The 21,936-nt window shown below is 64.5% G+C and carries 17 protein-coding genes; 4 read left to right on the forward strand and 13 right to left on the reverse strand.

Annotation, left to right across the window (positions count from 1 at the left end):
• Window positions 1-12: 12 nt before the first annotated feature.
• The 3 genes from P2T60_RS13690 to P2T60_RS13700 all read right to left on the reverse strand — a co-directional run bounded on the left by P2T60_RS13690 (window position 13) and on the right by P2T60_RS13700 (window position 1,449).
• Window positions 13-837, reverse strand: a complete 825-nt coding sequence (locus P2T60_RS13690; RefSeq protein WP_276279809.1) for an MBL fold metallo-hydrolase — start codon at window positions 835-837, stop codon at window positions 13-15.
• A gap of 79 nt (window positions 838-916) precedes the next feature.
• Window positions 917-1,165, reverse strand: a complete 249-nt coding sequence (locus tag P2T60_RS13695; protein ID WP_276279810.1) for a type II toxin-antitoxin system HicA family toxin — start codon at window positions 1,163-1,165, stop codon at window positions 917-919.
• 8 nt (window positions 1,166-1,173) lie between these two features.
• Window positions 1,174-1,449: a type II toxin-antitoxin system HicB family antitoxin gene (locus P2T60_RS13700; protein WP_276279811.1), complete on the reverse strand. Its 276-nt coding sequence runs from the start codon at window positions 1,447-1,449 to the stop codon at window positions 1,174-1,176.
• 426 nt (window positions 1,450-1,875) lie between these two features.
• On the opposite strand from P2T60_RS13700, the gene P2T60_RS13705 reads away from it, so the two are divergent.
• Window positions 1,876-2,556, forward strand: coding sequence for an IS6 family transposase (locus P2T60_RS13705; protein WP_276279812.1), 681 nt, complete (start codon window positions 1,876-1,878; stop codon window positions 2,554-2,556).
• 93 nt (window positions 2,557-2,649) lie between these two features.
• Here the strand turns inward: P2T60_RS13705 and P2T60_RS13710 are convergent, their stop codons facing one another.
• Window positions 2,650-4,038, reverse strand: coding sequence for an ATP-binding protein (locus tag P2T60_RS13710; protein WP_276279813.1), 1,389 nt, complete (start codon window positions 4,036-4,038; stop codon window positions 2,650-2,652).
• Window positions 4,039-4,155: 117 nt separating this feature from the next.
• Window positions 4,156-5,940 carry a flippase activity-associated protein Agl23 gene (locus tag P2T60_RS13715; RefSeq protein ID WP_276279814.1) on the reverse strand — a complete coding sequence of 595 codons (1,785 nt, stop codon included), beginning with the start codon at window positions 5,938-5,940 and terminating at the stop codon, window positions 4,156-4,158.
• A gap of 584 nt (window positions 5,941-6,524) precedes the next feature.
• On the opposite strand from P2T60_RS13715, the gene P2T60_RS13720 reads away from it, so the two are divergent.
• Window positions 6,525-7,670, forward strand: a complete 1,146-nt coding sequence (locus P2T60_RS13720; protein ID WP_276279815.1) for a thiolase family protein — start codon at window positions 6,525-6,527, stop codon at window positions 7,668-7,670.
• Between the two features lie 123 nt (window positions 7,671-7,793).
• On the opposite strand, the gene P2T60_RS13725 is transcribed toward P2T60_RS13720, so the two are convergent.
• Together P2T60_RS13725 and P2T60_RS13730 are read right to left on the reverse strand one after the other, a co-directional pair.
• On the reverse strand, window positions 7,794-9,485 hold the full coding sequence (locus tag P2T60_RS13725) for an aldehyde ferredoxin oxidoreductase family protein (RefSeq protein WP_276279816.1): 1,692 nt from the start codon (window positions 9,483-9,485) through the stop codon (window positions 7,794-7,796).
• Window positions 9,486-9,697: 212 nt separating this feature from the next.
• Window positions 9,698-11,566, reverse strand: coding sequence for a cation:proton antiporter domain-containing protein (locus P2T60_RS13730; protein WP_276279817.1), 1,869 nt, complete (start codon window positions 11,564-11,566; stop codon window positions 9,698-9,700).
• Between the two features lie 217 nt (window positions 11,567-11,783).
• Here P2T60_RS13730 and P2T60_RS13735 point away from each other — a divergent pair, with 217 nt between their 5' ends.
• Window positions 11,784-13,964, forward strand: coding sequence for an N-6 DNA methylase (locus P2T60_RS13735; RefSeq protein ID WP_276279818.1), 2,181 nt, complete (start codon window positions 11,784-11,786; stop codon window positions 13,962-13,964).
• 93 nt (window positions 13,965-14,057) lie between these two features.
• Window positions 14,058-14,777, forward strand: coding sequence for a GIDE domain-containing protein (locus P2T60_RS13740; protein ID WP_276279819.1), 720 nt, complete (start codon window positions 14,058-14,060; stop codon window positions 14,775-14,777).
• 41 nt (window positions 14,778-14,818) lie between these two features.
• Here P2T60_RS13740 and P2T60_RS13745 read toward each other — a convergent pair whose 3' ends face one another.
• The 6 genes from P2T60_RS13745 to P2T60_RS13770 all read right to left on the reverse strand — a co-directional run bounded on the left by P2T60_RS13745 (window position 14,819) and on the right by P2T60_RS13770 (window position 21,690).
• Window positions 14,819-15,646: a halocin C8-like domain-containing protein gene (locus P2T60_RS13745; protein WP_276279820.1), complete on the reverse strand. Its 828-nt coding sequence runs from the start codon at window positions 15,644-15,646 to the stop codon at window positions 14,819-14,821.
• 230 nt (window positions 15,647-15,876) lie between these two features.
• Window positions 15,877-17,904, reverse strand: a complete 2,028-nt coding sequence (locus tag P2T60_RS13750) for an AMP-dependent synthetase/ligase (protein WP_276279821.1) — start codon at window positions 17,902-17,904, stop codon at window positions 15,877-15,879.
• Between the two features lie 63 nt (window positions 17,905-17,967).
• On the reverse strand, window positions 17,968-19,224 hold the full coding sequence (locus tag P2T60_RS13755) for a Gfo/Idh/MocA family protein (RefSeq protein WP_276279822.1): 1,257 nt from the start codon (window positions 19,222-19,224) through the stop codon (window positions 17,968-17,970).
• A 680-nt stretch (window positions 19,225-19,904) separates the two neighbouring features.
• Window positions 19,905-20,813 (reverse strand): MBL fold metallo-hydrolase, encoded by a 909-nt coding sequence (locus tag P2T60_RS13760; protein WP_276279823.1) that lies wholly within the window; start codon window positions 20,811-20,813, stop codon window positions 19,905-19,907.
• 48 nt (window positions 20,814-20,861) lie between these two features.
• Complete coding sequence (locus tag P2T60_RS13765) at window positions 20,862-21,386, reverse strand: PIN domain-containing protein (protein ID WP_276279824.1); 525 nt, start codon at window positions 21,384-21,386, stop codon at window positions 20,862-20,864.
• On the reverse strand, window positions 21,379-21,690 hold the full coding sequence (locus P2T60_RS13770; protein WP_276279825.1) for a UPF0175 family protein: 312 nt from the start codon (window positions 21,688-21,690) through the stop codon (window positions 21,379-21,381). The genes P2T60_RS13765 and P2T60_RS13770 overlap by 8 nt, the downstream gene beginning before the upstream one ends.
• Between the last annotated feature and the right edge of the window lie 246 nt (window positions 21,691-21,936).

Below are 21,936 nucleotides of genomic sequence, written 5' to 3' on the forward strand. Positions count from 1 at the left end.
CGACCCTCCTTCTCAGAGCCGAAACTGCTCGCCGTCGAGCGCCAGTGGTTCCTCGAAGGCTTCCTCGGCCGGGTAGAAGTGCGAGACGTGGACGAGTCGGGTCTCCGCGGCGTCGAGTTCGTCGGCGAGCGCCAGCGCCCCCTCGCGGGTCATGTGCTTGGTGCCGAACGTCCGGGGGACGCCCTCGTCGTCGTGGTGGTCGCCGCCGAGCGGGTGGTGTTCGGCGAGGTGCGCGGGTACAAGCGCCTCCGCCAGCAGGAGGTCGGCGTCGGACAGCACCGCGCGACTCTCCGCGGGTACGTCGTAGTTGGTGTCGCCGGTCAGCGAGAGCTTCGCGCCCGTCTCGGGGTCCGAGACGACGACGCCGTAGCACACCATCGGCGGGTGGACCACCGGCACCAGCGTCACCTCGAACCCGCAGGTCTCGAACGGTTCCAGCGGTGCGTGGTCGTGGACCGTCACCCGGTCGAGGTAGTCGTACTTGCTCCGGATGGTCCCGGCGACGCTCTCGTCGGTCAGGGGGTCTACCTCGTCGGCGGCGTGGACCGGCAGGTCGTCGAACAGGCGGTAGGCGTTGCCGAGTCCGTCGAGGTGGTCGAAGTGGACGTGGGTGACGACCGCCTCGTCGGGCAGACCGACCTCGTGGGTGAGAAACTGGTGGCGGAAGTCGGGACTGGCGTCTATCAGGAGGGCCTCGCCGGTGCGGTCGTTCCGGACGTGGACCGAGAACCGCGAGCGCTCGACGCCGCGCTCTCGGGCCTCCCGACAGGTGTCACAGTCGCAGTCCGGCGTCGGGGTCCCCGTGGTGTCGCCGGTGCCGAGGAGCGTGACCTGCATTTGCTGAAAGGGTAGGAGCGTGGGGTAGAAAGGTTTCCGGGACGGGCGGCGATTCGTCCGTTCCCGTCGGTCGCCGGTGTCATCGGTTTCGGTCAATCCATCGGCACCACTCCTCGAAGCCATTCGCACCGCACTGTCGGGCGATACTCCGTAACGTCCCGACTCTCACTCTATCGTGCATCGGGACGCTTACGACGCGCACGTCGTCCGGATTCGTCGGATGCTCGTAGCGAAGTTTCACGTGACTCCCGGTTCGGTCCACGACGCAGAACCGATTTTTCGTGAGAGCCTTGACGACATCTCGGCCGGAAAAATCGGTGGGTGGCATCCACCCACCTACTGCATACAGTCTGGTAGTTCGGCCGACTCCTCACGCGAGTCCGCAACTTCGTCGGGGTCGATTCCTAACTCTTCGAGAACGTCGCGCTCCTCGTCCCACGAGTCGATAGCGTCCGCGTCTTCGTCCGCGTGGAGTGCGACTGCCTCGTCGAGGTTTTCCAACGCCTCTCGGCGGGTCGGTCCCTGCGATGCGACGCCGGTTTCGGTGTCCTTCGCTACCCACCAATCGTCCTCTCTCGTGAGCGTAATCGTGGGTTCGGCGTCGGTATCCATCGTCCCCAACGTACGTGAGACGAGAGTATAACGTTGTGGGGGCGTAGCGTGCGCGACTCTCGGCACGATTCTGAGCGATTTCTTCGCTCTGTCGGACGAAGGAGTGAATTCACGCGGATTCATCGAACGAATCTAGGTAGTCGTACATCACCCGAGTAAATTAAAGTGCCTATTTAGCCTTAGTAGTTCATAAAGTATCGATAGACTAATTACGCTAGTGTTCTACGACTACAACGGGCTTAGGTGGAGTCGTCTACGTTTTTGACGACTCGTCAGAGGGACGCTACCGAACGAGCCACACCAAAGAACAATCTACACGCGTTTAAGACACACAAAAAATTTCGTTAGAAAGAAAAAGATTGCTCTAACGGGCACTGTCTAGTTAGCGTGGTTTAAGAAGTGAGCAGGTTGTAGCGGTTGTGTCCTATGCAAGCCGCAAACCTGCTCAAAGGGACGTTAGAGACGGCAACTCTTGAATGTTGGCAGCGGGAGCGGACGGCGACGCCCGTCAGGGCGTTCGCCGTCCGGCTCCACGCTGCCGGATTATCACTCCGCGAGACAACAGCAGTCTTGGAGCTACTCGGCGTTTCACGGTCTCATGGAGCGGTTTGGCAATGGACGCATCGTGTAGCCGACAGCGTTGACGACCCGCCCGCGGCGTCGCCGCGGCGGGTCGCTGTTGACGAGACCGTTGTCAAAGTAAACGGCGAGTGGTTGTGGCTGTATACTGCAATCGACCTCAACTCAAAACTGCTGTTGCACATCGACCTCTTCGAACGACGTGGCACCGACCCAGCAGTCCAGTTTCTTGATGCGCTTACCCAGAAACACGACTGTTCACAAACTGTGTTTCTAACTGATGACTTCGGCTATCGGACTGCCCTCTCTCGATTAGCACTTGCCGGTCAACTTAACTACACCGACCGAAACCAAATCGAAAAATGGTTTCAGACGCTCAAAATGCGCATCGACCGGTTCCATACGTCGTGGGTGGGCAGTCGGCAAAGCGCCTACGAATGGCTTGTACAGTTTTCTCATTATTATAACACACAGCGACCGCATCAAGCTCTTGATGGACGCACTCCGATTCAGGAGGTGCGTAACTAGACAGTGCCCTCTAACGCAGATGTAGTGAGTCAGTCACCGCTTCGAGAATCATGCCTCCAACGGCCGCGACGTTCCCAAAAGAGACGAAACTGCTCAGTGGTCGTGACTGTGCCCGCCGTCGGCGCTCGCACTGCCGGAGATGTCGCCGCCCGCGACCAGCGCGTCGTGGTCGCCCTCTATCATGTCCATGTCCTTGAGGTGGTCGCGCTCCTCGAAGTCCTCGATGGCCTCCACGAAGTCCTCTTGGGTGAGTGCGGTCCGCTCCTCGGTCAGGGCGTCCAGCACCGCCTCGCGCAGGACCATCCGGAGGTCGCTCCCGGTCAGGCCCTCGGTTTCCTCGGCCAACTCGTCGGGGTCGAAATCCACGATGTCCATCGGTCGGGTGATGAGTCGCAGGATGTCCGAGCGCATCCCCTCGTCTGGTTTCGGGAAATTGACGATTTCGTCGAAGCGCCGCCACGCCGCGGCGTCGAGTTGGTCGGGGTGGTTGGTCGCGCCGATGAGGAGTACGTCGTCCTGAATCAGGCTGATGTTGTCGATGGACTTCAGGAGGGTGTTGACCGCGCGCTTGATGGCGGCGTGTTCGTCGCTCGCGCGGGTCTTGGCCACGAAGTCGAACTCGTCCATGAAGAGGATGCACGGCGAGAGCCGTTTCGCCACCTCGAAGACCTTCTCGACGTTCTTGGCCGTCTCGCCGAGGTACTGGCTGGTAATCATCGAGAGTTTCACCTCCACGAACGGCAGGTCCAAGTCGTAGGCCAGCGCCCGCGCCGTCGAAGTCTTGCCGGTCCCCGGCGGCCCGACGAACAGGAGTTTGCCGATTTCCCGCAGGCCGATTTGGGCCAGATACTCGCGGTGTTCGATGGCCTTGACGATTTTGTGAATCTCGGCCTCTTGGTCCTCGGTCAACACGAGGTCGTCCAGCGTGGTCTCTATCTCCTCGGGCGCGCGGATGTCCACGAGGTCCAACATCTCCTCTTCTTCCTCGTCGGCGAAGTACTCCGAGAGCAGACCGTCTATCCACGCGCGGTCGGCCTGTACCGGCCGGTTGGCGTCGCGTGCGGCCTCGTAGTCCGCGCCGTCTACCGCGTCTTCGAAGGCGTAGGCCAGCACGGGGTTGTGGAGAACGCGGTCCTCGCCGCGTTCGAGGAACCACTCTTGGGCCATGTCCGCTTGGGTGAGTTCGAGCGACCCGGAGAACTCGTCGCGGTCGCTGAACATCAGTCCCGAAATCGCGCTCCACGGGTTCTCGACGCCGGTCGCTCGGCGCGCGGTCTCGATAGTGGGTCGAATCGGACGCTCGATGCCGAGCGGCGAGTCGTCGCTTCCGGGTCTGTCACGGTCGGTCGATTCGGTCGTGCCGTCGGGCCAGAACACCTGCCGATAGCGCGGCGGAAGGTCGTTCTCGTCTAGCGTTCGGTTGTCGTTGTAGAGGCTCGCGGTGAGCAGGAACTCGACGACATCCAATGCCGCGTCGCTCATTCCCGGGAGTTTTGACGCCAAAGGTGCTTAAGCGCGTCGAAGGGTCGCCGCGCCGAGACCGGTCGCCCGACTCGCCGGTGTGACCTGCCGAAGTGGGGAAAATCCGCCGCCGAGCGATTAGGCGTCGGTCGCGTTCCGGTCCACGTAGACGACCGTCGTGCTGATGACACAGCCGCTGTCGTGGAGGTATCGCTGGACTTCGTGGCGCTCGTAGCCGTCCATGTACTTGTCGATGTCCTCGGCGTCGTCGTACTCTTTCGAACACGAGTTTGCGTCTCCGAGCGCGATGACGACCGGCGGCTTGTCGTCCCCTTTCAGCAGTTCGGCCTGTTTCACGCTGTCGGTCTCCGCACCGTAGATTTCCATGTACCACGCGAACGGCAGGCGGGCGAACCAGCCGTCACCCGCGGGTGGCACCGCGTGCGAAGACGGGTTGGGCGCGTGGAGGTTGTCGCCGTCGAAACTCGGGTCGTCGCCGTAGTACATCACGTCGATGCCGTCGTTGGACTCGGCAACGTCGCGGACCTCGTGGAGAACCGGTTTCATCTCGCTGGACGACTGGGCGTACTGGACGAGTTCGTTGTCCTCGCTCTGAGGGTCGAGGTAAGAGGTGCCGACCGCCGTCGCCCCGACTTGCCCGACGACCACCAGCAGGACCAGCGCGGCCGCAGTCGCCGAGAGCGCGTCACCTTCGGTGACGCTCTCGAACCCGAGGCGGGCAATCAGCGCGAGTCCCACGGCGGCCGGGACCACCAGCGGGACGATGACGTGAATCGTCTCCCACGGGAAGGGGTTGTCCACGATGACGGGATAGCCGAGGACGCTGGCGAACCCCCAGTAGGCGGCGAACGACACGGCGTCGCTGGGTCGCTCGCCAACGTAGCGGTCCACGACGAACCCGAGGATGGCCAGCGCGAGCAGGACGATTGCGCCCTCTTCCATCACGGGCCAGAGCGCCTTCGCCGTCGAGAGGTACGACTCCTCGTTTCCGCCGCCCCACTGACCGACGAACTTGTCCCACGACCCCAAGACGGCTTCGTCAACGACTGCGGGGAGCAGAGCCGGGTTTCCGAGCGCCTCGTAGAGACCCGGCACGTCGGTCCCCGAGAGTCGGTCGGTGTTGCGCGGCGCGTAGAAGAACACGAAGATGGCGAAGAACTCGAACACCGCCAGCGCGAAGTGGGGCCACCACTGCCAGACGCCGAGCGCGGTCCCTTTGATTCGCTCCCAAGCGACCGACAGCAGGCCGCGCTCGCCCGCGCGCTCGACGAAGAGCCGGTGGTCCCAGAGCAGGACCGCGGCCCCCATCCAGCAGACGGGGTAGACCAGCGCGTTCTCTTTGGTGGTGAACGCCAGCGCGAACGCGGCGGTCCCGGCGTAGAGGAACGCCGGGCGTCGGTGGTCGTAGGCCCGGACGAAGAAGCCGAACGCGACCAGCATGAACCCCGCGAGCAACACGTCGTTGCGGTAGAACCGCGAGTAGTAGAGCAGGACGGGGTTGAACGCGAGCAACAGCGCCATCGCTACGGTCTCGGAGTCGCGGAGTCGCTCGCGGAACAGGAGCGCCGACAGCGGGAACAGGCCGCCGATGAGCGCCACGACGAGGCGCATCGTGAAGTCCGACGCGCCGAACAGACCGAACAGGTGGCCGTCCACGATGGTCAAAAACGGCCCGTGGACGATGGGCCGGTACTCGTAGACGCCGGTCTCCATGAAGCGATACGCCCAGTACGCGACCCGCGCCTCGTCTTGGTGGGCGACTCGGGTCCCGAGGCTCACGAACCGCGCGAGCAGGGCCACCAGCGTCACCCCGACGACTGCCAATTGGGTCCGGGAGGCGTAGCCAGTCAGCGTCTTGCGGGCGTTCGCGGCCGAGTGTGAGGTTTCAGTTTTCGATGCCATGTGTCGGCGAGTCGAGGAGGAGGGTCGGTCTGCGGGCGACACCAGAACTCATTGAACAGTTATAGCCGCGTGTTCGGACAAATAGTTTCTGGACTAACGCGTCTCTGGCAGGTCGGGAGTGGTGTTTTCGAGTGGCGGGGAGTTCGTCGGAGACGAGGGGGAAGTGACAGAGAACCGGGAGGGGAGTAGCGTGAGTCTATCCGACACCACCGAGACGGTGAGAGCAAGTCTATCCGACACCACCGAGACGGTGAGAGGAAGCTAGCTACAGGCTTGAGCCAATCAGACCGCACCCGCACAGCACCGCCACCGCGAACCACACCCTCCCCAACCGACTCCTTCACTCGTACCCTTCGGGTACTCGTTCAGTCGTCCCTCGCGCGACATGGGCGCGGCGCACGAGCGCCGCGCCAGCGCGCGCCTGACCTCGAAACCGACACGACACCGGGACGCAGAAACAGCGAGCGAGAGAAGACGGTGGACACGAGACGGGACGACCCGGCCGCAGACCCCCTCCGGAAACTCCGAGCGACGGGACCGGAGTTCTACTTCCATTTAAGAACGTAGAGGCACGATAGGGGAGTATGGGAGACGACACCACTCCAGTCATCGCTAAGGCAATCCGGACGCCGCAGGGCAAACAAGACGGCGTGTTCGCCGACACCCGGAGCGAAGACCTCTCGATTCCGCTCGTAGACACCATCTTGGACGAGACCGGACTCACGAGCGACCACGTAGACGACCTGATGTGGGGCGTCGCCCAGCAACGCGACGAACAGGACAACAACGTCGCGCGGGTCATCGCGCTCCTGTCGGACCTCGGCGAGTCGGTCCCCGCCGCGTCCATCAACCGGTGGTGCGCGTCCTCGATGCAGGCGGTCATCAGCGCGAGCGACGCCATCCGCGCGGGCCAGCGCGACGTGATTATCGCTGGCGGCGTCGAGAACATGTCTCGGGTCCCGATGGGTGGGGGCTATCAGGGCCGGTCCATCCACCCGCGAATGTCCGAGGAGTACAACCTGCCGGGTCTCCAGATGGGCATGACCGCCGAGAAGGTCGCCGAAGAGTACGAGGTCAGCAGGGAAGCCCAAGACGAGTACGCCGCCCGGAGCCACCAGCGCGCCGCGGAAGCCACCGAGACCGGCCGGTTCGACGACGAAATCGTCCCCATCGAGACCGACGAGGGTCTCGTAGAGGAAGACGAGGGCATCCGCCCGGACACCGACGTAGAGACCCTCTCGGGACTCCCCTCGGTGTTCGTCGGCGACGGCACGGTCACGGCCGGTAACTCCAGCCAAATCGCGGACGGCGCGTCCGCTACTCTCGTCACGAGCAAGGCGTTCGCCGAGGACCACGGTCTCGAAATCATGGCCGAAGTCGGCGACAACAACGTCGTGGGCGTGGACCCGAGCGTGATGGGTATCGGCCCGGTCCCGGCGACGAAGGGCCTGCTCGAACGCACCGGCGAGTCCATCGAGGACTTCGACCTCGTGGAACTCAACGAGGCGTTCGCAAGCCAGACCGTCTACGCCAAGAACGAACTGGGCGTCCCGGACGAGAAGTTCAACGTCAACGGCGGCGCAATCGCCATCGGCCACCCGCTCGGGGCCTCGGGCGCGCGCCTGCCCGTGACGCTGGTCCACGAGATGAACAAGCGCGACGCCGAGAAGGGCTTGGCGACCCTCTGTGTCGGATTCGGGCAGGGTGCGGCGATTACGTTCGAGCGATAGGCACTCGCGGTCTTTTTATCGACGTTTTGCAAGTGAAGTAGCACGGCGCGAATGCCGCGGACGGCGAGCGGCGAAGCCGCGAGCGAACGCAGGAGCGCCCGAGCGCGGGGAACGGTCGGCGTTTCAGTCGTCCGCGCTCGCCGCGCCCTCGCCGCCCGAAATCCGGACCTCGGGAACCGTCCCGTCGTCGTTCCACCCTCGGACCTCGTAGTACTCCGAGAGCGCGGACTCGAAGTCCGGCAGGTCGTAGGGCAAGGTGTCGTCGGCCCGGTCGAACCCGCGTTGGTTGTTGAAGTGGCGTTCGAGTTCCACGACGCGGGCACCGACCTCCTGTAGCGTCTCGTAGTCGGCGTCGAGGAGTTTCGCCAGTCGCTCGTCGGTCACGAAGTCCCGCGAGAACTTGCAGACGATGCCCGAGTCGAGGACGGCGTTGTGGTTCTCCTTTCTCGCCACGAGCAGGGGTTTGCCGTCGAGTCCGTCGGGGTCCACGGCCTCGTCCTTGCCAACGAGGGGGTACTCCTTCGAGTAGAACTCGGCGTACATGTGGTCCGCGCCGCGGTTCGAGGTGGCGAACGCCAATCCTTGGCCGTTGAGGTGTCGGCCGTCGTGGGCCGCGAATTCGAGACCCTTCACGGTCCAGTCCTCGACGCCCAACTCGTCGTGGGCGCGGGCGACGCCCTCCGCCAGCAGGTCGCCGACGCCCTCGCGGTGGGCGATTTTCTCCACGAGGTCGTGAATCAACTCGGAGTTGCCGAACTCGTCGTTGGCCGCGAGGTACGCAGACACCACGTCGCCGCACGAAATCGTGTCCATCCCGAGTTCGTCACAGAGGTCGTTGGACTTCATCACCGACACCACGTCGTCCACGCCCGCGTTCGACCCGAACGCCATCACGGTCTCGTACTCCGGTCCCTCGGTTTCGAGACCGGTCTCCTCGTCTCTGGTCGGGAGTTTGCACGCGAACGCACACTGCGAGCAAGTTCCCTTCTGGTACTTCTTGTCGGCCACGGCGTCGCCGCCGATGTCGGCCGCGCCCTCGAACTCCAGTTCCGAGAAGTAGCGCGTCGGGAGCGCCCCGACGTGGTTGGCGTACTCGGTGACGCTGGTGGTTCCGGCCTCCTTCATCGGGTTGTCGTGGTCGGTCGCGGCCTCGCGGTGAACCTCCACCGACACCGGGTCGATTTCGACTTCCCGCTCGGCGTCGCCGTCGAACGAGACGCACTTGACGCCCTTCGCGCCGAGGACCGCGCCGAGCCCGCCGCGGCCGAACGCGCGACTCTCGGTGGTCATGATAGAAGCGAACCGGACCCGGTTCTCGCCCGCCGGACCCGCGACGACGAGTTGGTCGTCGCCCAACCCGTGGCGGTCGGCCATCGCCTCGCCCGTCTCAGAGACGGTCGCGCCTTCGAGTTCGGGGACTTCCTCGAACTCGACGCCACCGTCGGTGACGTGAACCGCCAGCAACCCGTCGCTCGCACCGGTAATCTCGACCGCGCCGTACCCCGCCGCGGTGACGTTCCGCGAGAGGAACCCACCCGCGTTCGAGGAGAGCAGACCGCCGGTCAGCGGCGAGAGACCGGTGCAACTCGTCCGGCCGGTGAAACTCATCTGCGAGTGCTGGAGCGGGCCGGTGGTCAAAAAGAGGCTGTTCTCCGGGCCGAGCGGGTCGGCGTCGAACGGAACGCGGTCGTGTGCGAGTTTCGTCCCGACGCCGCGGCCGCCGACGAACGATTCGAGTACGTCGTCCACGTCCTCGGTTCGGGCCTCACGCTCTCCCACGTCGATTGTCAGGAGCGGGCCTTCGGCGTGTTTCATGGGCGCTAATTGGCGTACGATGACAATAAAACGGTGAGGTTCGAGCGGTGGACGCCGAGGTAGCGCCCGGCGGCGATTCCGAGCGCGCCGCGCTCGGAATCGCCGCGTGGAAAGAATATTGTTGCTAAGAGCTAACTTTAGACGTTCTTGGGAAATTTACATAGTCGTCTAAGCAACCGCTCGACGGCCGGGCGACTCGTCGCCTGGCCGTCTCACGCCGTCGGGTGACAGCGTTCGATGGCCTCGTGAACCGACTCCTTGCGGCCGAGCAGGGTGATGTGGTCGCCGTGCTGGAGCGTGAAGTTCTCGTTGGGGACCTCGGTGTCTCCGTCGCGGCCGACCAGCGCGATGAGGACGCCCTTCGGGAGTTCGTCGTCGAGTTCCGAGATGGTCTTGCCCACGAGGTCCTCCGCCGTAATCTCTATCTCCTGCACGTCGCCCGACCGACCGAGTTCCGTCATCCAGTTCGACAGCGCCGGGCGTTCGATAACGTTGTCGATGGCCCACGCCGTCGCCGACGACGCGTCGATGGTCCGCACGCCGAGGTCCTCGAAGGCGTCCACGTTGTCGGGATTGTTGGCCCGCGCGATGACGGTTTCGGCGTCGAACTTCGAGTCCGCGAGTTGGGCCACCAGCAGGTTGGCGTCGTCGTCGCCGGTAGCGGCGACGACGATTTTCGCGTTGTCCGCACCCGCGTTCCGGAGGACTTCGGTGTCCGTACCGTCTCCGTGGTGGACCGTGAAGTCCTCGCTACGGGCTAACTGTACCATCTCTTGGTCTTTCTCGATGATGACCACGTTCTCGCCACGGTCGTCGAGGCGTTCGGCGAGCGAACGGCCCACCTTCCCGCCTCCGATGATGATTACACGCATAGGTATCACGTCCAAGTACTCCGCGATGTGTCGAGCGAATCCGCCCTCGAACACGACCGTCGCCAAGATGACGAGGAAGACGGTCCCGACGAGGACGTTGGCCTCGGCGACCATCCCCTCGTTCTGGAGTTGGACCGCGAACAGGGTGGCGACCGACGCGGGGATGATGCCACGCGGTCCGACCACGCTCATGAAGATGCGCTCGTTGAAGGTGTAGCGGTCTCCGGTGGTCGAGGCGAGGACGGCCAGCGGCCGGATGACCAGTGCCACGACGAACACGACGACGAGACCGCCGAGTCCGAGCGCCACCAGATTCCGGAATTCGAGCAAGGCCGCCAGCGCGATGAACACGAACGACAGGACCAGCAGGGTGATGTCGCCTTTGAACGCCTCGATTTCGTCCTTGTAGGGGAGGTCGGCGTTCCCGAGCAGGATGCCCGCGGTGGCGACCGCCGCGATTCCGGCCTCGGCCGCCAACGAGTTGGCGGCACCGAAAGCGATGAGCGCACCAGCCAGCGTGATGAGTCGCGCGTTCTGGGGTGCGTTGGCCGGTGAGAGGTCGACGTGACGGAGCAGGTACCAGACGATTCCGGCGACGACGACGCCGACCAGTAGACCGATGCCGAGTCGCCGCGCGAAGTCCGAGACGACGAACCCGAGCGTCGGCGACGGCTCCCGCACGACCTCGAAGGCGACGACCGCCAGAATCGCCGCGGTCACGTCGTTGACGACGCCCTCGGTTTCGAGCGCGACCTCCACCCGGTCGCGGGCGGGCACCACTTCGAGGATGGGCGTGATGACCGTCGGTCCGGTGGCGACCAGTAGCGACCCGACGAGCAACGCCACGTCCCACGGCTGTTCGAGCGCGAATCTGACGGCGACGGCGGTGCCGACCAGCGCGACGATAGCGCCGAGGGTCACGAGGCGAATCGTCGCCGAGGGCGCTTCACGGAGTTTCTCCACCGTGAGGTGGAACGCCCCCTCGAAGACTATGATGGCGACCGAAAGCCCCACGATGGTCGAGAGCGCGCCGCCGAACGCCTCTGGCGTGACGATTTTCAGGCCTTCGGGACCGACTAAGATTCCCGCTAAGATTAGAAACAGCACGCTGGGCACTTGAAATCGGTCCGCCAGCACCTGTGCGCCGACGCCGAGACCGATAATTGCCACGACAATCGGTAACAGGTTCGCGCCACTTCCGGCTGCCACTCTTTTGAGACCTCCTATCGGTGTAAAGCGTCGAAGGGGGTTTAAACCGGTCGGTAGCGGCCAGATAGCGACCACCGGGAGTCACGCATATTTATGTAGCACGGCGGAGAAGCGAGTGGGGGAATCGTCGGGAGGAGAACAAGCCGGTCGCCCCGAGCCCGGAGACGAAACAGTAGGTAGTTAACCCAATCGCCCGACCGGGCAACCACGACGAGGCATGAGTGACCGAGGAATCGCCGAGCGTTGGGGCCGCGAGAGCGTGTCGTACAGGGAGTTCGAGAGCGCCGCCCGCGACCTGCTGGAGACCGACGACCGGTTTCGGGCGGCGCGCGCGGAGTGGGAGACGTTCTTCACGACCAGTCACGGCGACGTGTTCGCCGACGCCGACGTAGCGCGCCCGAGAGACGACCTGTTCGTCTCCGCACTCTACTACGATTTCGTCGTGGACCGGTGCATCGCGTTCGCCGAACGCGAGTTCGACTTCCGCCTCGCCAACCCCGAACCCCGTGCGAACACCGACGCCCTGTCGTTCAGCTTTCGGGAGTTACATCGGCGCGTCACCGAGGCGGCCGACGTTCCCGACCCGGCGGCCGACCTGACGGCCGACGACCTTCGGAGCGCCGACACCGGCTTCCTCCGGACCCTCTACGAGGGCGTCGTCCCCCGCGAGATTCGACTGGCGCTCGGCGAGTACTACACCCCGCGCGGGGTCGCCGAACTCGCCGTCGAAGCCCTCGACGTGGACGATTTGGCGAGCGCCACGTTCCTCGACCCCGGATGCGGGTCGGGCGTGTTCGCCGCGGTCTGCATCGACCGAAAAATGTCGGCGATGGCCGGCGCTCCGCCCGAAGAAATCGTGGAGAACGTCGCGTCGTCGGTGGTCGGCATCGACCTGAACCCCGTCGCGGTCAAGAGTACGAAACTGAACTACCTGCTGTCGCTGTCGCCCGTCCTCGAAGACGCCGACGCGGAGTCGGTCGAACTCCCGGTGTTCCTGACCGACGCGCTCGGCCTGAGCAGAGACGACGACCTCTCGCTCGCTGGCGAGGCGTTCGACCCGAGCGCCGACTACCTCGTCGGCAATCCGCCGTGGATTCCGTGGAGTCGCCTCTCGGAGGACGTGAAAGCCCGCTGGCGCGGGACCTACGCCGACGAACTCGACTTGCTCCCCCACGGCGGGACCGACGCCAGACTCGGCCACGCCAACGACGACGTGTCGCTCCCCTTCGTCTGGGTCTGCGTCCATCGCTATCTGACCGAGGGCGGGGCCGCGAGTTTCGTCCTGAAGCGCGACGTGATGAAGGGACCCGCCGGGCGACTCCTCCGGACGCTGACCGTCGGCGACCGACCGCTCGCGCTCGACCACGTTCACGACTTCAATCGACTCCGACCCTTCGGCGAGCAGGTCGGCGCGAACGCCGCAGTCTACGCGCTCCGGGCCGACGCCGACCACTCCTTTCCCATCGACGCCACCTCGTGGACCGCGGGCGACGCCGCGCCCGACTTCGCCACGGCCGAGACGATTCGAGCGACCCTCGACGCCGAATCCACGGGCATCGTCCCGGTGGACGACGACACCACCTCGGCGTGGATTCGGGAGGGGGCCGAACGCGGGGCACTCGGCGACTGCGACCACGACATCCGCCACGGCGTGAAAGACGACGCACAGGCCGTCTTCTCAATCGACCGCGAGGAGTTGGCCGACCTCGAACCCGAGTTGGTCTACCCCTACCTCAAGTCGAGACACGTCGTCAAGTACGGCCTGTTCGGACACGAACTCCGACTGGTTCCGCTCCGGAAAGCCAACGAGGACAACGAGGCGCAACTGCGCGAGCAGTACCCGAAGACCTACGACTACCTCCGGAGCAACCGGGACGCGCTCGAACGCCGCTCGTCGTCGTGGCTGGAGAAGGGACCGTTCTACAACGTCTTCGGACTCGGCGAGTACACGTGGAGCGAGTACAAGGTCGCGTGGTGCCGACTCGGGTTCAAGCCCCACTTCGCGGTCGTCTCGACAGTCGAGGACGACGATTTGGGCGAGAAACAGGTCGTCCCCGGCGACCACTTCATGTTCGTTTCGACCGACAGTGAGCGGGAAGCCCACTTCCTCTGTGGCCTGCTCAACTCGGCGGTCTACCAGCGGTCGCTCCGGACCGTCGCCTCCGAGGGAAAAGCCAGTCTCTCGAAGACGGTGGTCTCGAAGCTGAACCTTCCGGAGTGGGATGGCACCGAGACTCAGCGCCGACTGGCCGACCTCTCGATGCAGGCACACGACATCGTGCCCGAACACACCGACACGTCCAAGCGCGCCTACAACAGAAAGTCGATACCCGAATTGGAGGCTGTACAGGCCGAAATCGACCGCCTCGTCGCGGACCAGTTCGTGGGCGAGCCGTGAAAAGCGTCCCGTCGCCGCGGCGCGCAGGAGACCGATGCCGGTTTTTTCCAGCCGAACATACTTGACACAAGGGGACGAACGCCCGCCCACAAGATGATTACCGTACTCGGGAGCGTCTTCCTCCTCGCGGGCGTCGCGTTCGGTTGGTACGGTCTCCGACCACTCGCGGTCGTGGCGCGACTCGTGAGAGCCGAAACCGTCGGTCCGGCGTCAGTGAGTGCCGCCGACGAGTTCGTAGTCTGTCGCGGGCGTGCCCAGTCGGTCGGCGATTCGCTGACTGCACCGTTCACCGGCGAGAAGTGTCTCGGCCTCGAATACGAGATTAGCGAGCGCGAACTCACGCCGTCCGAGATTCCGTTTACGTGGACTCGACTCGACGACGGCGTGGCGACGGTGCCTTTCGAGTTGCGCGACGACCGCGGTCGGGTCCGAGTCGACCCCGACCCGAGACGGTTCAGACTCGACACCGAGAGCGAGACCGTCACCGTACCGGCGGGCGACGACCCACCGGAGCGCATCCGGTCGTTCGTCGCGGCCCGCGGCGACCTGTCGCCCACTGCGGGCGGTCTCCTCGCTCCGCTCGGTATCGGGACGCGGCGGTATACCGAGCGCCGAATCGACCCGGGAGAGGTCCACGTCGTCGCGGGTCGACCCGAGCGTCGAGACGGTCGCGTCGTCCTCGCCGACCCAGCCGTGATAGCCGACGAGTCGCCGCGGACGGTCGCCCGGCGTCGCCTCCGAGCGTCGGCGTTTCCGCTGGTCGCGGCGGTCGCGGCCTGTGTAGTCGGAGGGGGATTGCTCGCAGTCGCGTAGCCGAGTCTCGCGGTTGCGACGGAAAACCGACGAATCGTCGGTTAGAAGTAGGGGATGTCCACGTCGATGATGTTTCCGGAGGCGTCGTCGGGACAAACGTCGATGAGCGGGTGCTTACAGATGGTCGCACCGAGGTCGTCGCCGCAGCCGCTCACGTAGTTGGCGACGTAGCAGACCGCCTTGACGAAGGTGACGCAGGAGACGGCACCGACGACAGTGACGCCGAGCGCACCGCAGGCGAAGGCACCGACCGTGCTACAGAGCAGTCGGCAGGTCTTGTTGGTCGCCCAGTAACAGCCGCTACAGTAACTGATGTTCAGGTAGTCGGGGAAGTCCGTCCAATCGGTGGTGCCGACATCCTGCTGTGCGAGGGCGGTGACGGACTCGGGGTCGGGTTCGATGGTCGTGTGCGAGACGCCACTGTCGGTCGTCGGCTTGCCGAGTTGGGTCGCCTCGACTTCGGTCGCCGCCTCGTAGCGTTCGGTCTTCTGAAACACGCCGTCGTCGCCGTAGGTCTCGAAGTCGAGTTGTGCGAGTTCGACCGCCTCGGTGTCGAGGTCCCGGCCGATGACGATGGCCGCGCGGCGGTTCTCGTCGGTCTCGAAGTTGTACGCGACGAGTTCGCGTCGGAAGTCACCGGCTTCGACTCGCGCGGCGTCGAGCTTTTCGAGGTCCCACGAGAACTCGTAGCCCTTCTCGTTGGCGACTTCGAGGAGGGCGTCGAACTGCTCGGTCCGGGAGAGCTTTCTGGCGAGGGCCATCTTCCGACCCTTCTCCAGCATCGTGATGGGTTCGTCTTCGGGGCCTTCGGCCGCCGCGACAGAGACCGAGAACATTCCCGCGACACCGGCGACGCCAGCACTTCCCATACCTTTCAGCACGCTTCGTCTACTAGGTCCATTATCAGACATACGACCACTCAATAAAACTTTAATTAAATAAAACTTTGCATTTATTCTTAATATGTTTAAAATTTTATGCTATAGAAGGAGAGGAGAACAACGACGGTCGAACCGACAGAGCGCGAGTCAGTGGAGAGTCGAATCAGCGACCGATGTACCCGACGGGCGGCAAAAGAGGTCGGCGGGCGCGAGCGCAGTCAGGCCGTCTCGTACTCGCGCTCGTAGATTGCGTCGATTTCGTCGGCGAACCGGTCCAAGATGTTCCGGCGCTTCTTCTTCATCGTCGGGGTCAGCAAGTCGTTGTCCTCGGTGAACTCCTCGCCGACCACGCGGAACTGCTTTATCTGCTCGTGGGACTCGAACTGCTGGTTGATTCGCTCGACTTCCTCGTCCATCCACTCGCGCACGCGGTCGTGTCGCCGGAGTTCTCGGTCATCGTCGGGAAGGTCGATTCCCTTCCGTTCGGCCCGGCGGCGGACCTCCTCGAAGTTCGGAACCACGAGCGCCGAGACGAACTTGTGGCCGTCGCCGACCACCATGACCTGTTCTATCACGTCGCTCGCGGCGAAGGCGTCCTCGATGGGTCCCGGCGCGACGTTCTTGCCGGTCGAGAGGACCAGCAGTTCCTTCGCTCGTTCCTCGAACGCGACGTAGCCGTCGGGCCGCAACTCCACGATGTCGCCGGTCCGAAACCACCCGTCGTCCGTGAACGCGCGGTCGGTCGCGTCGGGCATCTCCCAGTAGCCGTCGGTCACTTGAGGTCCCTTCACGAGGAGTTCGCCGACCTCGCCGTCGGCGTCCGCGAAGATGGCCTGAGAGACGGTCGAACCGTCTACCTTCACCTCCGCGTCCACGACCGGGAGTCCGATGGTGCCGACCTTCGGGTCCTCTGGCGGGTTCACCGAGATGACCGGCGAAGTCTCGGTCAGGCCGTACCCCTCCAGAATCGGCAGTCCCATCCCGTGGTAGAGCGCACAGAGGTCGGCCGAGAGACTGCCACCGCCGGAGATGAGGAAGTCGATGTTACCCCCGAGTCCGTTCCGGACCTTCCGGAAGACGAGTTTGTCGGCGACGGCGCGCTTGGCGCGGAGCGCCGGACCGGGGTTCTCCGCCTCGAAGTACTCGCGGCCGACCTCGGTGGCCCACCCGAACAGTCGCTCGGAGACCGCCGAGGACTCGGCCTGTTCGCGGATGGCGTCGTACATGCGCTCGTACACCCGCGGGACGCTGGTGCCGGTAGTCGGTTCGACCTGCTGGAAGTCCTCTTGGAGGGTCTCGGGGTCCTCGGCGTAGGCGACGGTCGCGCCGCTGGCGAACATCAGGAAGTGCCCCGCCAGTCGCTCGAAGACGTGGGCTAGCGGGAGGAACGAGACCGTCCGGGACTCCTCGCTGATGGTCGGCAGGTCGCCCTTGTCGGGTCGCGGACCGAACCGCTTGTAGCACTGGTTGACGTTCGACCGGAAGTTCCAGTGGGACAACCTGACACCCTTCGGTTGGCCGGTCGTGCCGGAGGTGTAGATGAGGGTGGCGAGGTCCTCCGGGTCGCGGGCGTCGAGCCACGACTCGTACTCGTCGAGGTCGAACGCCTCGCTCCCGCGCTCGTAGAGGTCGCCGAGCGTCAGCACGTCGAAGTCGGCGCGGTCGGCGAGCGATTCGCCGTCCGCGCCGAGTCCGTCTTGCGAGTCGCTTCGCTCCCCGCTCGCGTTCGAGGTCCGGGGAACCTCGCGGTCCATCACGACGGCGAAGTCGAGGTCGAGCGAGTCCTGTACCGACACCACGCGCTCCAGCAGTTCGGCGTTCTCCACGACCACGCCGTCGGCGTCGGGGTCGCCGAGCAGGTACTCCACTTGGTCGGGCGAGGACCCGCGGTAGACGGTGGTCACGACCGCGCCCGCCGCGAGCAGACCGAAGTCGGCCTGCGCCCACTCCATCCGGGTGTCGGCGAAGATACCTACCCGGTCGTCGGCTTCGACGCCGAGGTCCCGGAAGCCCGCCGCGAGCGACCGTACGATGTCGCGCATCTCGGCGTACGAGAGGGGTCGAAACTCCCCGTCGGCCGCCGCGGGAATCGCGCTCCCCGCGAGCGACCGGTCGTAGATGCCTCCTTTGTACTGCTGTGCCGGACGGTTCTCGTGCCGGGCCGCGCTCTCCTCGAACAACCGGGACAGCGTGGACTCCCCGACAACCTCGTCCTCGTAGTCCCGTTCCGCGTCACGCCACTCCATACCATCGTATCAGAACCGCGCGACATTAAGCTACTCCCGAACTTCCCGGCCGTTCATCCGCGTTTACTCGGGAGTGTCGGACCCTCGAGCGGATTCGACGATTTCCTCGCGCGTGACCTCCCGGCCGAGTTCCGCCGAGCGGTAGATACCGTCTGCGACCACCATCGACTCCAGCGCGAGGTCGGCGGTCGGCGGGGAGTCGGTCGGCAGGGCGTCGTCCTCGCCGAGGAGCGACCCGACCCAGTGGTAGAGCGGGTCGGCCCAGAGACCCGACTCGTAGGCGACTCGACCGCGCTCGCCGTCGAGGAACTGCTGGCGGAAGAGATACTCTTCGAGGTCGGCGCTGGCGCGCATCTCCACGTCGGCGACCGTCGAGAAGTACTCGAAGGGGTCGAGGCGGACGCCGCCCTTCGTGCCGACGACGGCGCTCGACTCGTCGTCGAGGTAGCGCGACCAACTCGTCCGGACAGAGAGGACCGACCCGTCCTCGAAGGTGACGAACGCGGCACTCACGTCCTCCACGTCGTAGCCGCTCTCCTCGATGCGTCTGGCGTACTCGCTCGCCTCGCCGTCGTCACCGGTCGCGCCCCCGGCGTCGAATCGCTCGGGGACGGTCCGGAACGTCTCGCCGCGGACTCGCTCGACCGTGGGCACGTCGGGCGACCCCATCAGGTACAGCAGTTGGCCGACGGTGTAACTCCCCAAGTCGAGGACGACGCCGCCGCCCGCCGACTCTTGGCGAACGAAGGGCGGAGAGCCGTAGCCGTCCACGTAGGGCGTCCCGCGGCGGCGCGCGCCGAGTCGGGTCGTCTCGGGGTCGCCCTCCCCAGCGAACGAGAACCCCGGCGACCGGGCGGCGATGCCGTGGTACACGTCGCCGAGTTCGCCCGCCTCCGCGAGGGCTTTGGCCGCGCGGGTCTCTTTCGTGTAGAGCAGTTGGTTCTGGACCGCGAGGCGGTTGCCGGTCCGGTCGGCGGCGTCGGCCATCCGGCGCGCGTCGGCGTAATCGCCCGCCATCGGCTTCTCGCAGAAGACGTGCGTCCCGCCTTCGAGGGCGTCCACCGCGATGTCGGCGTGGAGGGTGGCGTGGACGCAGACGTTCGCGGCGTCGAGGTCCGCCCCGTCGAGCATCTCGCGGTGACTGGCGTAACTCTCGGCACCGCACTCGTCGGCGAGCGCGCGGGCCTTCGCCTCGTCTACGTCGGCGACGGCGACGATTTCCGCGCCGGGAATCAGGTCGTAGCGCGCCGCGTGGTTCCGGCCGCGGTTGCCCGCGCCGACGATACCGATTCTGACCGGTTCGGTGAGTTGCGCTCCCATCGAAGAATCAGCAAGTGCGACGGTAGCCCGCGGTAAACCGCTGGTGGTACCGGAAACGAAAGTGGTTGTGGGGGACGTGCTGGCCGGGAACTTCTCGAACGACCTGCCCGCTCGCTACGTGTCAGCACCGCAACCACTGGAACTGCGACGAAGAAGTCCTCGAAAGCCCCCGCCCGCTCGCGGTCGCTCTGCGGGATATTCTCGCTCGCTTTGCTCGCTCGAATAGTGCCCGCAGAGCCGACCACGGGCCTGCGGCCCGCGAGCGGGCGGCCCCTTTACCTCACCCACGGCGGTTGGTCGGCCGAGCGTCTGCGATGGTGGAACGGTCAACCGGTCGTCGCTCGGTAGAACCCTCGACCCGGTGCGTGCGGGCGCGACCCGCGGATGGCCGCGCCCAACCGCGCGAGGTCGTCGGCGCTGTGCGCCGACTGCTCGGCAGACCGGATTGTCTGCCGGTGGACGAGCGAACGCAGTGAGCGAGTCGGTTGGGGAGGGTGTGGCCCGCGGTGGCGGTGCGGTGCTGTGCGGTCTGATTGGCTCAAGCCTGTTAGCTTCGCTCTGTCCACCGATGCAACTCAAGTCTGTAGCCAGAGATACCCGGAAAACCCCGACACCACAAGACAAATCTATTTGTTCCTTTGAAAAATAAAAACAATTCTCAAGAAATCAGATACCTATTCCTAACGTTCGTCTAGATAGGTTACGACGCCGCGGACGTTCAGGCGCGCTTCCTCGCTGGCCTTCCGTTCTCCCCACACGTCGGCCATGTCGGTCTGTTCGGCAAAGTAGTCCTCGACGGCCTCCGGGTCGCCCAACTCGTCGTACTTCGCTTCGACTTCGGCGACCCACTCGCGCAGGACCTCGGCGTACTCGTCCATCGCGCCCTGCTCGTACTCGCGCGGGCCGAAGTGGGGGTAGAGCAGTACCTCGGGGTTCAGGTCGCGGATGGTTTCGAGGTCCGCGAGACACTGTTCGAGGTCGAAGTTCGACGGGGGGGAAGTCTCGTGGATGATGCCCTTCGAGGGGACCCACAGGCCCGCGGCGTCGGCGGTGAACACCGCGTCGTCGTCCCGGTCGTGGAAGATGCACTGGTGGGGCGCGTGGCCCGGCGCGTGGTACACGTCGAGTCGGTGGTCGCCGAGTTCGATGGTGTCTCCGGCGTTGAGTTCGACCACGCGCTCCTCGGGGACGGGTTTCGGTTCGACGTAGAACTCCCACTGGTCGCCGACGGCGGCCTTCGTCCCGGCGACGAGTCGGGAGGGGTCCACGAGGTGGCGCGCGCCGATTTCGTGAATCATCACCTCGGCGTTGGGACACGCCTCGGCAAGGTAGCCAGCGCCGCCCGCGTGGTCGAGGTGGACGTGCGTCGGCGCGATGACCGCCACGTCCTCGCGGGCGATGTCCAACTCGTCCAGCGCGTCCAAGACGAGTTCGTGGTGGGTGCCGATGCCCGTGTCCACGATTGCGGGCCGCGCAGAGTCGTAGATGTATACCGCGCCGTACTCGTCGGTGTCGTACATCCCGGTGTCGAGGTAGTAGAGGTCCGAGCAGTCGCCTACCGTGACCTCCCGGAGGTCGCCTCTCGTCATGGTCGTTGATGGGTCACGCCGGGGTAAAAGCGGTTCGTCCGCGGAAAATTAGGGGGTGAGGTCTTCACCTGCATCGACTGCTTTTCGATACAGGCTCGCACTCATCCGGAATCCGTTGTCCGTGAGGTCGTCTAACTTCTCAACGTACCCCTCGAAAGAGAGTTGCCCCCGGTCAAGTGCTTCGAGTAACACGTAAATCGTTCCACCTACATCGACATTCAGCGACTCCGCGGTCTTTCGTGCGGCATGGTCGTCGGTGAGACAACGTGCTCTCTCGTCTTCAGCCAGTGCAATTGCGGTACACTCACCGCGTTCAAGCCCGGAAGACTCCTGAATCTCGTCGGCCCGGCCCTCCGTCTCGTCGGTGAGCTTCCGAACGTCGATAAAACTTTCAGTGGCTTCTTCGACCGACAGTGCGTCGGCGTACTGCTCTTCAAGTCCGTGCGTAACGACTTCTTCGTAGACCGTTTCGGGAACATACACTTCTTCGAACAATCTATTTAAATAGTCGATGTCGTCTAGTTTGGCGAGGTAGATTAGTACCGTCGCGTCAGTGATAACGACCTCACTCATTTTCGCGCACTGCCGCAATATCGGCTTCGAGGTCGCTTTCGTCGTAGTTCATTTCGACGCCACGCTCGTCAAGAGTGTCGAGGAAGCGCCAAACGGAAACATCTGCGAGTTCTGCCGCACGACCTAGCGAGATGGTACCTTCGCGGTAACGTCTAACTGCGGTTTCGATTTGCCAATCGCCAACACCGCGTTCAAGTAGGCGCTTGACGGCAGTCGAACGGTCCGTCTGCTCTTCCTGTTGGATTCGCTCTATTTTCTCGTAGAGGTCTTCGGAGACGCGAGTGGTAACGTGCTTCTGACTCATGTGTACACGTTTGGTTCTAATGTGTATCAATGTTTGCGTGAGTAACCGCGAAGTTACTATCGTGACTCTGCGCTGGAGATTCAACGTAGTAGAGGCCCGAACAGTCGTCGGTCGTAGTCTCCCGGAGGTCACCTCTGGCCATGGTCGTCGATGGTCACGCCGGGGTAAAATCGGTTCGTCCGCGGAAAATTAGGGGGTGGACGAAGAGACGGCAAAGGGATTCTCGACGGGGAGACAGGAAGGCGA

This window comes from Halorussus caseinilyticus (assembly GCF_029338395.1).
GTDB classification, from domain to species: domain Archaea; phylum Halobacteriota; class Halobacteria; order Halobacteriales; family Haladaptataceae; genus Halorussus; species Halorussus caseinilyticus.